Origin of the sequence: Gordonia jacobaea (assembly GCF_001186365.1) — a bacterium.
Classification (GTDB): Bacteria; Actinomycetota; Actinomycetes; order Mycobacteriales; family Mycobacteriaceae; genus Gordonia; species Gordonia jacobaea.
The window spans coordinates 355,978-371,259 of the sequence record NZ_LDTZ01000018.1 but is presented as its reverse complement, the minus strand read 5'-3'; the positions used below and the strand labels follow the sequence as shown (position 1 = coordinate 371,259).

Below are 15,282 nucleotides of genomic sequence, written 5' to 3'. Positions count from 1 at the left end.
CGCTAGCGGCGGCCTTGGTAAGGTGTCAACATGGTTTTCGGTGATGACGTCGATCTGGCGCTGCAGGCGGCGGTTGCACTCGCCAACTCAGCAGAGTCGCCCGAGACCCTGCGTTCCATCGACGACCTCGACGCCTTCTGGGACCACTACGGCTATACCGGCCGCCATGACGGTGACCAGCAAGAACTCGACGCGGTGTCGGCGATCCGGCCCGCGCTGCGAGCGCTGCTCATCGCCGACCGCGACCGTGCCGTCGATCAAGTCAACGAGATCCTGAGTCGGCACCGGGCCGTGCCGCGGTTGGTGCGACACGGCGACACGGACTGGCATCTGCACGCCATCGACGACGACGCCCCCCTCGCCGACCGGATCATGGTCGAGACCGCGATGGCCATGATCGACGTGATCAGGGCCGACGACATGTCGAGGTTGTCCGTCTGCGCCGACGCGGGCTGCGAGGGCGTCGTCGTCGACCTTTCTCGCAACCGGTCTCGGCGGTATTGCTCGACGGCCTGCGGTAATCGCAACGCCGTCGCGGCGTATCGCGCGCGGCAGGCCGCGGCAATGGACTAGTGGCTGTGAGCGGCAACGGACCAGTGCTGCCCGCTGCGCCTGTCTGACCAGCGGCGCGCTGCGGCATCTGCCTGGCAGAATTGCCGTGCCCTAGAATTGCCGAAGTGTCGTCTACTCCCGCCCTTCACGGACTCGCATCCCTCGCCTGCGCGGACACGAGCATCGCGGCACTGCGTGACCATCGCGACGATCCGCAACTCGCGATCACTGCCCCCGACGCCGCCCGGCCGTTCGTGGTCAGTTGTCTCTCCGAGGTCGCTGACGCGCCGATCCTCGCCGTTTCGGCAAACGGACGCGAAGCCGACGACCTGACGGCCGAACTACGCGAGCTTCTCGACGACGAGTCCGCGGTGGCGCAGTTCCCGTCGTGGGAGACGCTTCCGCACGAACGGCTCTCGCCGAGCGCCGAGGTCGTCGGGCAGCGTCTCGAGGTGTTGCATCGGCTGGCGCACCCGGGAGACGCGCCGCTGCGCGTGGTGGTCACCACTGTCCGTTCGCTGGTGCAGCCGATGGCACCCGGGCTCGGGGAGATACGCACCATCACGTTGCGTGAGGGCATCGAACTCGACTTCGACGGCCTACTCACCGATCTCGTCGAGATGGCGTACGAGCGCGTCGACATGGTCGGTCGGCGCGGCGAATTCGCCGTGCGCGGCGGCATTCTCGACGTGTTCCCGACCACCGCCGATTTCCCTGTGCGAGTCGAGTTCTGGGGCGATGAGATCTCCGAGATGCGAGCATTCTCGGTGGCGGATCAGCGTAGTCAACCCGAGGTCGACGCGTCGGTGGTCCTCATCCATCCCTGTCGCGAGCTGCTGCTCACCCCGCCCGTGCGTGAACGTGCGGCCGCACTCGCCGTCGAGAACGCCGACGACCCGTCGCTCGTCGAAATGCTCACCTCGCTCGCCGAGGGTATTCCGGTGGCGGGAATGGAAGCGCTGACACCCGCCCTCGTCGACGGCGAGATGCAGTTGCTGACCGAGGTACTTCCCGCCGGGACCCGCGTGCTCGTGCTCGACCCCGAGAAAGTCCGAACGCGCGCAGCCGATCTCGCGCAAACCGGAGCCGAGTTCCTCGAGGCGTCGTGGAACGCCGCCGCGATGGGAGCCACGGCGCCCGTCGACACCCGCGAGATGTCCGGTCCGACGGGAATTGATCTGCAGGCCAGTGCTTATCGGCCGCTCGATGACGTCGAGAAGGCCACGCTCGCGGCGGGTCGGTCGTGGTGGACGATGAGTCCGCTTTCTGCGGGCTTCGGCGAAGAATACGAACTCGACATCACCCCGGGGCCGACGCCGCATGGTGACGACGAGGAGATCCGGATCGTGTTCGCCGGACTGCGCGCCCACGTCAGCGCGGGCAACACCGCTGCGATCGTGGTCGCGGGCAAGGGCACCGCACAGCGCGTCTGTGAGCGACTTGCCGACGCAGAGGTTCCGCACGCGCTCGTCGACGGGGGCGCGCGACCCGAACCGGGAACCGTGTCGGTGTTCAATGGCGCGCTGCGTCACGGAATCGTCAGTCCCAGTGCCGGATTGGTGGTCGTGACGGAGACGGACCTCACCGGCAACCGCGTCGCCAGTGTGCGCGACGGAAAGCGATTGCCCGCCAAGCGTCGTAATCAGGTCGACCCACTTGCGCTCACCGCGGGTGATCTCGTCGTGCACGATCAGCACGGCATCGGCAAGTTCGTCGAGATGATCGAACGCACGGTGTCGGGCGCGCGACGTGAGTACCTCGTGCTCGAGTACGCGGCCTCCAAGCGTGGGCAACCCGGCGACCGGCTTTATGTGCCGATGGATTCGCTCGACCAGTTATCGCGCTACGTCGGAGGCGAGCAGCCGTCGTTGTCGAAGCTCGGCGGCTCCGACTGGCAGAACACGAAACGCAAGGCGCGCAAGGCTGTTCGTGAGATCGCCGGCGAGCTGGTCCAGCTCTACGCGGCCAGGCACGCCGCGCCCGGCTACGCGTTCAGTCCGGACACGCCCTGGCAACGTGAGATGGAGGACGCGTTCGACTTCACCGAGACCGTCGATCAGATGACGGTGATCGGCGAGGTCAAGGACGACATGGAGAAGTCGGCTCCGATGGACCGCGTGATCGTCGGCGATGTCGGTTACGGCAAGACCGAGATCGCGGTGCGCGCGGCCTTCAAGGCCGTGCAGGATGGTAAGCAGGTCGCGGTCTTGGTCCCGACAACCATTCTCGCGCAACAACATCTGCAGACATTCACCGAGCGTATGTCGGGGTTCCCGGTGCGCATCCGAGGTCTCTCGCGGTTCACCGATCCCAAGGAGTCACGCGAGATCATCAAGGAGATGGCGAAGGGCGAGGTCGACATCGTGATCGGTACGCACCGATTGCTGCAGACCGGCGTCACGTGGAAAGACCTCGGGCTGGTGATCGTCGACGAGGAGCAGCGTTTCGGCGTCGAACACAAGGAACACATCAAGTCGTTGCGCACGCACGTCGACGTGCTGACGATGTCGGCAACGCCGATTCCGCGAACGCTGGAGATGTCGATGGCGGGCATTCGCGAGATGTCGACCATCCTCACCCCGCCGCAGGAACGGCATCCGGTGCTCACCTATGTCGGCGCCTACTCACCCAAGCAGGTGGCGGCAGCGATTCGCCGAGAACTGTTGCGCGACGGCCAGGTTTTCTACGTTCACAATCGGGTGTCGACCATCGACAAGACTGCCCGCGATATCGCAGCGATGGTCCCCGAGGCGAGAGTTGCTGTGGCACACGGTCAGATGAACGAGGATCAACTCGAACGCACCGTCGCCGGTTTCTGGAACCGTGAGTTCGACGTGCTGGTGTGTACCACCATCATCGAGACCGGTCTCGACATCTCGAACGCGAACACACTCATCGTCGATCGCGCCGAGAATCTCGGTCTGTCGCAGTTGCATCAGTTGCGTGGTCGTGTCGGTCGAAGTCGTGAGCGCGGTTACGCCTACCTGCTCTACAGTCCCGAAAAGCCGCTCACCGAAACGGCTTACGACAGGTTGGCGACGATCGCGCAGAACAACGAACTCGGCGCGGGCATGGCCGTGGCGCTCAAGGACCTCGAATTGCGTGGTGCCGGAAACGTTCTCGGCGCCGAGCAGTCAGGGCACGTCGCGGGTGTCGGATTCGATCTGTACGTGCGCCTCGTCGGCGAGGCGGTCGAGGCATACCGTGCGGCGGCAGACGGTCTGCCCGTCACGTCGTCGGAACCCAGCGAAGTCCGCATCGACCTGCCCGTCGACGCACACATCCCGGTCGAGTACGTCGACTCCGATCGGTTGCGCCTCGAGGCGTACCGCAAGCTCGCGTCGGCGACGTCGGACGACGAGGTCGACGGCGTGATGTCGGAACTCACCGACCGCTATGGCGAACCGCCCGAGGAAACACGACGCCTGGCGTCGATCGCGAAACTCCGTCTGCGAGCACGTGAGCGGGGCGTCACCGAGATCGGCACCACCGGTACGAGTGTGAAGGTCGCGCCGCTCCCGCTGGCCGACAGCGAGCAGGTGCGCCTCAAACGGTTGTACCCCGCGGCGTCGTATCGGGCGACCACATCGGTTGTCACGCTACCGATTCCGCGCACCGGGGGCGTCGGATCGGCCCGCCTGCGCGACGACGAGGTCATCGAGTACCTCGCGACGTTCCTGCGCAACCTCAAGCCGCTCGAGCAGGCGGGCGTCGAGTGAGGACAGTCGAGGACGCCTCATGACAGTCGTTTTGCTCGATCCGCAGCAACCAGGGGTGATCCCGCTCGCGGCGCGCGCAGTGCTGACCGGCACCGTGCTGGTGACCGAAGACGTCCCCGCGTCGGTGCTGTGGGAACTCGACCACATCGTCACTGCGGCAGCCGACTCCGACTCGTCGCTCACACTGGTCACGACCGACGCGCAGCATCCACTCGTGCGTATGCGGATCGCCGACGGCGACGACGTCGTCGAAGTCGAACGCCGATCGGGTGCGAGTCTGCTCGACGCTGTCGCGCTGATGGACACGTTGCGTCGGAACGGACCGTGGGAGTCGACGCAGACGCATGCGTCGCTGCGGCGGTACCTGCTCGAAGAGGTCTACGAGTTGCTCGATGCCCTCGACGGTGACGACCAGGAGAACCTCCGCGAGGAACTCGGCGACCTGCTGCTGCAGGTGCTGTTCCACGCGCGGATCGCCGCCGACGACCCGGTGGCCCCCTTCGATATCGACGACGTCGCGCGGAGCTTCGTCGACAAGGTGCGTGGCCGGACCCCGGGCGTTCTGTCCGGCGAACACAGCGACCTCGAGACTCAGATCCGTGAATGGGAGGAGCGCAAGGCCGCCGAGAAGCAGCGTGGCTCGGTGCTCGACGGCATCGCGACGACGGCCCCTGCGCTCGCACTGACGCAGAAGGTCCTCGAGCGCCTGACCGCCGCGAACTACCCCGTCGACACCATCGACCCCGCGGTGCTCACCGTGACGATCGGGATCGGCGACGACAGCGTCGAAGCCGCCGCCAGGGCCAGGACGCTTGCGCTGATGGAACGGGTCCGTGACGCGGAGGCCAATGCTGCAACTGCAGGCGCGACGCTCGGCTCGCGCGAGGCGTGGGAGTCGTTTCTCGCGCGGTGAGGTCGACGCTGCGGGGGTTCCGAGCTGCGCCGCCCCGCGGCCTAAATGTGTGTCGAATTGAAGGATGTGTGTGCTGCAGCACCCACATCCTTCGATACGACACACATTCACCCGTGACGACGCCGCCCGGCACCGCGGCAGCCATGCTGAACCCGGATCTGCCGAACCGCCCGGCGACGACGCCCAAGCGACCCGCCGGGCACTCGCGAGCATTGCACTCACGCTGATTTCATCCCGTCGTGCTGGCGCGGTGAGCCCAGGTGGACAGCCTGGGCGTGCCACCCGCCACCACGTGCGGAAACGGCGGGTGCATCATGGGTAAATGCCTTTCGACAACACCGGCAGCGCCTCAGGCCCCACGCAGGAGAACGTCATCTTCGTGCACTGGCACGACCTCGGGCGTCATCTCGCGTGCTACGGGGCCGACGGTGTCGAGAGTCCGAACATGGACGCCTTGGCGTCGGAGGGGATCCTGTTCACCGACGCCCACGCCACCGCGCCGCTGTGCTCACCGGCTCGTGGGTCGCTCTTCACCGGCCAGTACCCGCATCACAACGGACTCGTCGGCCTCGCGCATCACGGGTTCGAGTACCGCGACGGCGTGCAGACACTGCCAGCCTTGCTGGGCGACGCCGGGTATCGGACCGTGCTGTTCGGCATGCAGCACGAGAGCTCCGATCCGCAACGACTCGGCTTCGACACCGTCGACGTCTCCGACTCCCGATGTGATCACGTGGTCGCCGAGTCGCAGCGCTGGCTGCGCAGGTATGTCGAGCGAACGGCGAATGAGCAAGCGGCCCAACCATTTCTGCTCACCGCAGGCTTCTTCGAGACGCATCGTCCCTATCCCGTCGACGAGTACAAGCATCCCGACACCTCGGGCATCGAGGTACCCGGGTTCCTTCCCGACACCGACGACGTACGCGAAGATCTCGCCGGCCTGCACGGCAGCATCTCGAAGGCCGACGACGCGGTGGGGCGCCTCCTCGACACCGTCGCCGATCTCGGACTCGACCACAACACCTGGATCGTCTTCATCACAGACCACGGTCTGGCGTTCCCGCGAGCAAAATCGACGCTCTATGCGGAGGGGACCGGCGTCGCGCTGATCGTGCGGCCTCCGACGGGGCGCGCGATCGAACCGCGCGTGTACGACGACCTGTTCTCGGGTGTCGACCTCACTCCGACGATTCTCGACCTTCTCGGCCTCGACGCGCCCGCCGACGTCGACGGTGTCTCGCACGCCCCCGAGATCGTGCGCAATGCGCAGGAGCCGATACGCGGGGCGGTGTTCACGGAGAAGACGTATCACGACGCCTACGACCCGATCCGGGCGATTCGGACGAAGAAGTACAGCTATATCGAAAACTACGCGCATCGCCCGGCATTGCTGCTCCCGCTCGACATCGCCGACAGTCCGTCCGCGCGGTCGATCGACGCGTCGGTCATCACAGCGGAGCGGCCGGCCGTCGAACTCTACGATCTCGAGCACGATCCGTGGGAGCGCACCAATCTCGCCGACGATCCGGATTTCGCGCACGTCCGCGCAGAACTCGCGGCGCGGTTGGCCCAGTGGCGTGCCGACACGCACGACGCGCTCCCGGACGAGAGCGCGGGGACTGCCATCGCGGATGAGTTCATGACCCGCTACTTCGAACAAGCCGTCGAGACCCCACCCGACGAGCAGGCACTTCCGTCGCGGCGCCCGCTCGGACGTGAGCGCGATCTCACCGGCGAGATCCAGCAGGGCGAGGTCGACGACGAGGCTCGCCGATCTGCTGATGCACCCGGCGCGCAGGGCTGACACACAGACGTCGAGTTTTGTAAATAGTTTGGACCGTCGAGCGCCTAATTGCCCAGGTTGCGGGCGGTTTCGGGCTGGTTAAACTGAGCGGGTGCCGCCAGTCGACAACTACCTCGTGTGCGCCAGTCAGCGCAGCGGGAGCACCCTCCTCGTCGAGTCTCTCGCCGAGACGGGGGTCGCCGGGACTCCCGAGGAGTTCTTCCAATACTTCCCCGCGACATCACAAGCGCCGCAACCACGTGAATGGTTCGCGGACGTCCACGACCCTGAGATCATCGACGTTCTCGACGAACTCGACGACGGGGTCGTCGACACCAGAACCTACGCACAGTGGCGCGACGACATCTTTGCCGCGGGCCGTTCCTCGAACGGCGTGTGGGGTGGCAAACTCATGTGGAATCAGACGCCCCTGCTGATCTCGCGAACACGGACCGGGTCGGGTTCGCTGCGCACCGCCATCCGCACACTGTTGGGCGACGATCCGCTGTACGTGCATGTCTACCGCGAAGACGTTGTGCCACAAGCAGTGTCGATGTGGCGTGCGGTGCAGACGCGAGTATGGCGACACGACGGCGATGCCTCCGAAGACGCGGCCGTCTACAACGCCGAAGGTATTGCCCATCTCGCGGAAATACTGCTGGCGCAAGAGAAGTCGTGGCGCGAGTGGTTTGCTGCGGAGCGCATCGAGCCCCTCGACATCGAGTTCGGTGAACTCACCAAGGACCCATCGGGCACCACAGCTCGCGTTCTCTCCGCGTTGGGTCAAGACCCTGCGCTGGCGCCCCCACCGCCGTTGAAGCCTCAGTCCAATGCCCGCTCCAAGGAGTGGGTCGAGCGGTACCGCGACGACGCGGTGCGGAACGGATACCCGCAATGACCACGCAGATCGACGCCGCAGCCGACCTCGACCACGTATCCGCATTGCGGGTGCTCGAGTCCGAGGCCGTGCACATCATTCGCGAAGTGGCGGCAGAACTCGAACGTCCGGTGCTGCTGTTCTCCGGCGGCAAGGACTCGATTGTGCTCCTCCGTTTGGCGGAGAAGGCATTTCGTCCGCATCCGCTGCCGTTTCCGATCCTGCACGTCGACACCGGACACAACTTCGACGAGGTGATCGAGTTCCGCGACCGTCGCGTCGCGCCGACCGCCGACAACCCCGACGGAATCAAACTCATCGTCGCATCGGTTCCCGACGCCATCGCGGCGGGACGCGTGGCGGAGTCGACCGATCCGTCGGGCTCGCGCAACCGACTCCAGACTCGCGTGCTCCTCGACGCGTTGGAGGAAGGACGATTCGACGCCGCGTTCGGCGGTGCCCGACGCGACGAAGACCGCGCGCGTGCCAAAGAGCGGGTGTTCAGCTTCCGTGACGAGTTCGGCCAGTGGGATCCCCGCGCTCAACGCCCCGAACCGTGGTCGCTCTACAACGGACGTATCCGACGCGGCGAATCGGTTCGCGTGTTCCCCCTGTCGAATTGGACCGAAACCGACATCTGGCGTTACATCGAACTCGAGGGCCTCGACCTTCCGCCGATCTACTATGCGGCGGAGCGAGAGGTGTTCGACCGCGCCGGCATACTGCTCACCGTGTCGCCCTACTCGCAGCCGGATTCGCCCGACGATGTGAGCACCGAGTGGGTGCGCTACCGCACGGTCGGTGATCTGACGATCACCGGCGCGGTGCGCTCGCGTGCGACGACGATCCCCGAGATCATCGAAGAGATCAGTGCCGCAACGGTATCCGAACGTGGTGAGACCCGCGCCGACGACCGCACGTCGTCGGCCGCCATGGAGGACCGCAAACGAGAGGGTTACTTCTGATGACCGAGACCATGACCCGCGATCCTTCCGAGGATTCGCAGCAAAGCGAAACCCTCTTGGGGGCAAGCGTTCCCACACCACGACGACAGATTCTGCGTCTGGCGACCGCCGGCAGCGTCGACGACGGTAAGTCGACGCTCATCGGCCGTATCCTGCACGACACCGGCTCGCTGCCGACAGATCACCTCGAGGGAGTGACGTCCGACGACGGCGACGTCGATCTGGCCGCGCTCTCCGACGGTCTGCGTGCCGAGCGCGAGCAGGGCATCACCATCGACGTCGCCTACCGGTTCTTCTCCAGCCCCACGCGCAGCTACGTGCTCGCCGATACTCCCGGGCACGAGCGCTACACCCGCAACACGTTCACCGGAGCGTCGAACGCTCATGTCGCGGTGCTGCTCGTCGACGCCCGAAAAGGCTTGCTGCGCCAGACCCGTCGGCATGCGCGTATCGCGACGCTGGTCGGCGTCCCGCACATCGTCGCCGCGGTCAACAAGATCGACCTCGTCGACTTCTCGGCCGATCGATTCGCAGAACTGGTCGCAGACCTCAACGAACTGGCTACGAATGTCGGTGCAGCGGAAATCACCGCGATCCCGGTCGCGGCGAAGCTCGGCGACAACGTGGTGAACAAGTCGGAGAACACGCCCTGGTACACCGGCCCGACGCTGCTCGAATACCTGGAAGGTATTGAGCTGCACGCACCCAATCCCATTGCGCGCGAACTGCGTCTGCCCATCCAGTGGGTGTCTCGCCCGGGGCCCGACGGCAAGCGCAGTTACACCGGACGTGTGGCCGCGGGAACACTCGACGTCGGCGATCCCGTTCTGGTGCTGCCGTCGGGGTCACGTACCACGGTGACCGCACTCGACACTCTCGACCCGACTCGGCCGACGGCCGTTGCGCCGCTGTCGGTTTCGGTGCAGTTGGCAGACGACATCGACGTCGGCCGCGGCGACGTGATCGTCAGCGGCGCCGACGACGCCCACCTGCCCGTGGCAGCACGTGAACTGTCCGCGACGGTCTGCTGGCTGTCGGAGACGCCGCTGCACGCGGGCGATCGCGTGGCGCTCAAGCAGGGTGCGTCGACGGTACGCGCGACGGTTCAAGCCCTTGAGCGCAAACTCGACCCGGAGACGCTGCTCGAGCAGGTCGGGCCGTCGGAGTTGGCGCTCAACGACATCGGCACACTCACGCTGCGGACGTCGTCGGTTGTGGTTGCCGATCCGTATGCGAGCAACCGCGACACGGGCGCGTTCATCCTGATCGACGAGGCGTCGAACGACACGGTCGGTGCGGGAACGATCCTCGAACCGCGCGAGGTGATTCCGGGCAAGGCGACCCGCAACGACATCAAGTGGCACCCGAGCGCGTTGAGCCGCAACGAGCGCTGGACCAAGATTGGCCAGCGCGGAGCGACGGTGTGGCTCACCGGCCTACCCGCTTCCGGTAAGTCGACGGTTGCCGTCGCACTCGAACGCGAACTGGTCAATCGCGCCCGCGTCGCCTACCTCGTCGACGGCGACAACATCAGGCACGGGATCTCTGACGATCTCGGATTCTCGCCCGGGGATCGCGCCGAGAACATCAGGCGGGTAGGCCATCTCGCGCGTCTGTTCGCCGACGCCGGGGTGATCGCCATCGCGTCGATGGTCTCGCCGCTGCGGTCCGACCGCGAAATCGCCCGCGAACTCCACGACGCCGCCGACCTCGACTTCATCGAGGTGCACGTGTCGACGCCGGTCGGGGAGTGCGAACGCCGCGACCCGAAAGGTCTCTACGAACGCGCGCGGCGCGGAGAACTCAAGGGACTCACCGGGGTCGACGCCCCGTACGAGAAGCCCGAGAACCCCGACCTGCGCTTCGACACCACCGGCGCCGACATTGCCGAACTCGCCGGCCGCGTCGTCGACGAGCTGGTCCGCCGGGGCGTCTTGGCTGAGTGATCTCGACAGGCTCGATCAGCGGGGTGGGCTCGGTGCGGTGCATGGCTGCCGGGTGAGCCATCCGCGCAGGAAGTAGGGGAAGCGATTCTTCCGCGACTTTCTGCGCTGGGCCGCCGGGCCGCCCCTTCGCGCAGGAACCAGGGGAAAGGGTTCTTCCGCGGGTTGTGCGCGTTTCCTCGAGACGTGTCGCGGGGAAGCCTCAGGAACTAGGGGAAAGAATCCTTCCCTTACTTTCCGCGCGCCCACGACGCCGCGCCCACGACGCCGCGCTAGTCCGTGTACCCGAAGAGCGTCTTGCCGTACCAGTCGCCGATCTTCGACAGGCCCGGTGGGACGGCGAAGAGTGAGCTCGAAATCGGTGCGATGTACTCGTTGAGCCCGTCCTGGGCGAGGTTGTTCTGGATGCGCACGAACTGCTCGTGCGCGTTCTTCTGGTACGCGATGAAGAACAGTCCTGCGGCCAGAGTCCCTGTGCGCGTGTCGATTCCGTCGGTGTAGTTGTAACCGCGACGCAGGATCTGGGCGCCGCCGTTGTTGTCGGGGTGTGCGAGTCGCACGTGCGAGAACCGGTCGACTGCATACTTGCCGGTGTCGAGTCGTTTGTGGAAGTCGATCGTGGTGAACTCGCTGCCGCCCGACAGGGGAGCTCCGTTGTCCTTGGTGCGGCCGAAGATCAACTCCTGGTTGCCGATGTCGTCGGAGTCCCACGCCTCGATGTGCATGCGGATTTTGCGCGACACCAGATACGAGCCGCCCTTCATCCACGGCTGATCCGTCTCGTCGCCGACCCACACCCATTCTTTGGCGACGCTCGGGTCCTCGGCCTTGATGTTCGCCGTTCCGTCCTTGAATCCGAACAGGTTCCGCGGTGTCACCTGCGAAGTCGACGTGGCAGATGCGCGCCCGAAACCCTCTTGGAGCCAGCGCAGCGTGACAACGGTGCGGCCGATACGGGCAAGGTTGCGGACGGCGTGAAAAGCGACCTGTGGGTCTTCGGAGCACGCTTGCACGCAGATGTCGCCGCCGCTGATCGACGGATCGATCGTCGTGTCGACTGCCAACTGCCCCAACGGTTTCAGGGCGGCGGGCATCTTGTCGCGCAGGCCGAATCGATCGTCGAACAGAGTTGGGCCGAAGCCCACTGTGATCGTGAGTTTGTTCGGCCCGAGGTCGAAGGCCTCGCCGGTGTCCGCGGGGGGTGAACCCGGGCGGGTCTCCACCGGTCCGACCGGCTTGCCCTGCGTGAGCAGGCTTGCCGCGGCGGCCCATCGTGCGAGCATCACCTCGAGCTGCTGCGTTGTCACCGAGTCGGCGACGTCGAACGCAGCGAACACGAGCGAATTCTGTTGGGGCGTAGTGATTCCCGCTTGGTGCTCGCCGTAGAAATCGACGATTTCGGACGCGGTATCCGTCGGTTTCGGTGCGGCGGCGTAACCGATGGCGCCACCCGCGGCGCCGCCGACGACAACTCCCGCGAGGCCGGCGGCACCAAGAAATCCCCTGCGTCCCAAGCGCGGTCCACGTCCACTGCTGGACGTGTCGGCGGTCTGGTCGGATGGGGTGGCGTCATCCGGTTGCTGCGTCGGAATGTTGTCGTCGGCGGACATCACATCAGCTCGCTGCGGCGATCTTTCCGCCGGCCTGCGCCAGCGGATCCTTGACGGCGACGATGGCGGCTGCCATCTCGCGCTTCTGCTCGGCGGTCACCTGCGTGAAGTTCTTGAAGCCGCCGGGCTCGTTGGGGTCGCGGAAGGTGTCGATCAGAGAATCGACCCTGGCAAACGCGTCGGTGATGGTCTGCGTGAGCTGCGGATCGATCTCCTTCAGCGCAGGCTTGACCATGGCGAAGGCCTGCTCGGAGCCCTCGATGTTCGCCTGCATGTCGAGGATGTCGATGTGCGAGTACGCCTCTTCTTCACCGGTGAGTTTGGTCGTCGAGACCTCGTCGAGCAGATCGCCTGCGCCGTTGACGATTTCAGCGGGAGCGAAGGTGAATTCTGGCTTGTTGACGACGGTCTGGAGCAGTTCGACGTTTTTCTGCAGTTCCGCTGCGACAGGACCCATGTTCGCGAGGTTCTTGTCCTGGTAGATCGCCTTCTCCAGGACGTGGAAGCCCTCCCACTTGTCGCCGGGACCAACCGCATCCGGGCGGGCGTCGATCGCGAAATCGAGGCTGACAGAAGCGTTGTCGGAGCAGTCCGTCGAACCGTCGGTGCAGAATGCGCCGGCGATCGGCTCGATGCGCTCGTAGTACGGGCGGGCCTTGGGATACGCCTCCCGCGCGGCCTCGAGGTTGTTGGCCTTCACGGCGTCGGTCAGCGTCCTGGTGTTCTCGACGAGGCTGTTGACCTGAGTGATCACGTAGGCCTTGTAGTCGGCGGACGCGGTCTTCAGCTTGTCCGCGACGGTTCCGGTTGCCTCCGTGGCCTTGCCGGTGACCGTGAACTGAGTCTTTTCGTTGGTGGCGCCGGGGCAGTACAGCTCGTACGTGCCGCCGTCGAGCTTGTGAGAGAACGAGACCGACGCCATGCCGGGCACGATGTTCTCGCGCTCGGCGAGAATGCGGTTGTCCTTGATCAGCTCGACCTCGTTGACCGCTGCCGCGTTCGTGTTGGTGATCTCGAAGGTGATCGGCCCGGCGTCGACCTTGTCCGGGGTGGCCTTGCAGCCCTGATCGGTGATCTCGACCTTGACGGTCTTCACATCCGACGACGAGTTCGACGAGTCGGAGCTGTCCGAACAGCCCGCGATCCCGACGACGGCGACGGCTGCCGCGCCGACGGCCACCAGTGGTCGCACCCTCATGTGGTTTTCTCCTTTGTGTGAACGGGGCCGGTCAGGGTCCCTGTCTGCAAATCCTCGTGTTCGGGCGGCGGCGTCGGACGCCTGCGTCGCACCAGTAGCAGTCCGGCCAGAATCGCGGCGACGACGGCGCATCCGGCAAGCCACAGCGGTACTACGACCGAGCGGACGTGATGCGCCGATCGTTGGTCGAGGGCGTTTTGGAGTGCACCGAGTTCTGCGGCATCGGCGGTGTGCTCGGCGTCGAACGTCGCGACCTTCCCGAGCACCACGGCCGCGCCGGAATCAGGGGTGGCGGTGGCAGTCACGACGTAGTGGACATCCGCGGCCACCGGCGTATTGAACGCCGGGTCGACGCTGGTAGTCACCGTCGCGGTCATCGTGTAGATCACCGGTGCGTCGACTCCGAACGTTTGCGTGTTCAGTCCGACGGGCAGGCGCCCGTTGTTGCCTGCGGCGACCTGTGCAGGCGTGACGCGGGTGGGGGCGTCGGGAACGAGCGTGGCGATATCGAGGTTCGGTGAGGCGAGCTGTTGATAGGTCGGGTAGCTCGCCGAGCCGATCTGCGCGTTGTCTGTGGCAGCGAGCTTGGGCAGCGGCGTCGACACCGACCCGGACGTGAGCGTGCCCGTTGCCTGCGAGGCATCGGCGGACTCGACGCGTACTGCGACGGGATCGGGCACCCGAATGGTCTTGCCGGTCAGCACACCGGAGGTCGACGGCGTGCCGGAGACACTGCCACGCATCGTGTCCGACGGAGGCGCCGGTTCAGCCGGTGCAGTGGAGAAGACGACGACGGCCGCGATCGCGAGCACTCCGGCGAGAGCGCCACACGCCAGCCCGGCGGCTCGTCGGGGGAACGCCTTGCCCGCCGGCCAGAGCACGATGGTGCCGACGATGAGCAGGTAGACCGCCCAGCCGACGACCTCGATGAGCACGGGCTTCGGTTGGATTCCGAGAACGCCGGTCAGCAGCGAGGATTGGATGGAGCCGGGTTGGACGAGCCAGGTCAGGTCGACGACCTGCTGTTGCCCGACGTTGAGCCAGCCCGCCTCGTGCGCGGTACGGAACGCGGTCATCACGAGTCCCGCCGCGACCAGGGCGAGCAGCAAACCGGTGACCTTGAAGAACCGCGCGAGGTTGATGTGGACGCCACCGCGATAGATGCCGTAGCCCAGCAGTACCGCTATGCCGATTCCGATGATCGCGCCCAGCGCCGAGGGCACGGCGTTGTTACTGGCATTGAATGCTGCGACCAGGAACACCGACGTCTCGAGCCCCTCGCGGAGTACCGCGAGGAAGGCCATCATGACGAACGCGATAGCCGAGCCCTCGTTCACCGCATCGGTGGCCGCGGCCTCGAGATCTCCCTTGAGGTCGCGTGCGTGCTGACGCATCCACACGATCATGTACGTGACCATCGCGACGGCGATGACGCCGATGACGGTTTCGAGGCCCTCTTGCTGGCGCTGTGGCAGGTCGCGCGACAGCACCTCGAGACCGATCGCGACGGCGACGCAGATCGCGACGGCGACGCCGACCCCGACCCACATCCAGCGCAGGGCGTCGGTGCGGCCCTGGCGTCGCAGGAAGGCCGCGATGATGCCCACGATGAGTGCCGCCTCGAGCCCCTCGCGAAGGCCGATGATGAGGGTCGCGAACACGTATTTCTCCGGTTTGTCCGATTTGCTGCGTTTTGGCTGGTCAGCCAAGCTTTACCTACCG

The 15,282-nt window shown here is 65.8% G+C and carries 10 protein-coding genes; 7 read left to right on the top strand and 3 right to left on the bottom strand.

The features are described from left to right. The first annotated feature begins 30 nt into the window (after nucleotides 1-30). The 7 genes from ABW18_RS15010 to cysC all read left to right on the top strand — a co-directional run bounded on the left by ABW18_RS15010 (nucleotide 31) and on the right by cysC (nucleotide 10,755). Entirely contained in the window at nucleotides 31-573 is a 543-nt protein-coding gene (locus ABW18_RS15010) for a CGNR zinc finger domain-containing protein (RefSeq protein WP_049699752.1), read from the top strand. Between the two features lie 104 nt (nucleotides 574-677). Beyond that, nucleotides 678-4,271, top strand: coding sequence for a transcription-repair coupling factor (gene mfd / locus ABW18_RS15005; protein WP_049699751.1), 3,594 nt, complete (start codon nucleotides 678-680; stop codon nucleotides 4,269-4,271). A 19-nt stretch (nucleotides 4,272-4,290) separates the two neighbouring features. Further along, nucleotides 4,291-5,184, top strand: a complete 894-nt coding sequence (locus ABW18_RS15000; protein WP_049699750.1) for a nucleoside triphosphate pyrophosphohydrolase — start codon at nucleotides 4,291-4,293, stop codon at nucleotides 5,182-5,184. Between the two features lie 322 nt (nucleotides 5,185-5,506). After that, on the top strand, nucleotides 5,507-6,988 hold the full coding sequence (locus ABW18_RS14995) for a sulfatase family protein (protein WP_049699749.1): 1,482 nt from the start codon (nucleotides 5,507-5,509) through the stop codon (nucleotides 6,986-6,988). A 91-nt stretch (nucleotides 6,989-7,079) separates the two neighbouring features. Next, nucleotides 7,080-7,865, top strand: coding sequence for a trehalose 2-sulfotransferase (gene stf0 / locus ABW18_RS14990; protein ID WP_049699748.1), 786 nt, complete (start codon nucleotides 7,080-7,082; stop codon nucleotides 7,863-7,865). Beyond that, on the top strand, nucleotides 7,862-8,809 hold the full coding sequence (gene cysD, locus ABW18_RS14985; protein WP_049699747.1) for a sulfate adenylyltransferase subunit CysD: 948 nt from the start codon (nucleotides 7,862-7,864) through the stop codon (nucleotides 8,807-8,809). Before stf0 ends, cysD begins: the two co-directional genes overlap by 4 nt. Next, nucleotides 8,809-10,755, top strand: a complete 1,947-nt coding sequence (cysC, locus tag ABW18_RS14980) for an adenylyl-sulfate kinase (RefSeq protein ID WP_235434397.1) — start codon at nucleotides 8,809-8,811, stop codon at nucleotides 10,753-10,755. Before cysD ends, cysC begins: the two co-directional genes overlap by 1 nt. Before the next feature lie 269 nt (nucleotides 10,756-11,024). Here the strand turns inward: cysC and efeB are convergent, their stop codons facing one another. Genes efeB through efeU form a run of 3 tightly spaced genes read right to left on the bottom strand, consistent with a single transcriptional unit; the run spans nucleotide 11,025 to nucleotide 15,269 of the window. Further along, nucleotides 11,025-12,362, bottom strand: coding sequence for an iron uptake transporter deferrochelatase/peroxidase subunit (gene efeB / locus ABW18_RS14975; RefSeq protein WP_049699746.1), 1,338 nt, complete (start codon nucleotides 12,360-12,362; stop codon nucleotides 11,025-11,027). Between the two features lie 4 nt (nucleotides 12,363-12,366). Further along, nucleotides 12,367-13,560 (bottom strand): iron uptake system protein EfeO, encoded by a 1,194-nt coding sequence (gene efeO, locus ABW18_RS14970; protein ID WP_049699745.1) that lies wholly within the window; start codon nucleotides 13,558-13,560, stop codon nucleotides 12,367-12,369. Further along, nucleotides 13,557-15,269 carry an iron uptake transporter permease EfeU gene (gene efeU / locus ABW18_RS14965; RefSeq protein ID WP_235434396.1) on the bottom strand — a complete coding sequence of 571 codons (1,713 nt, stop codon included), beginning with the start codon at nucleotides 15,267-15,269 and terminating at the stop codon, nucleotides 13,557-13,559. The genes efeO and efeU overlap by 4 nt, the downstream gene beginning before the upstream one ends. Nucleotides 15,270-15,282: the final 13 nt, after the last annotated feature.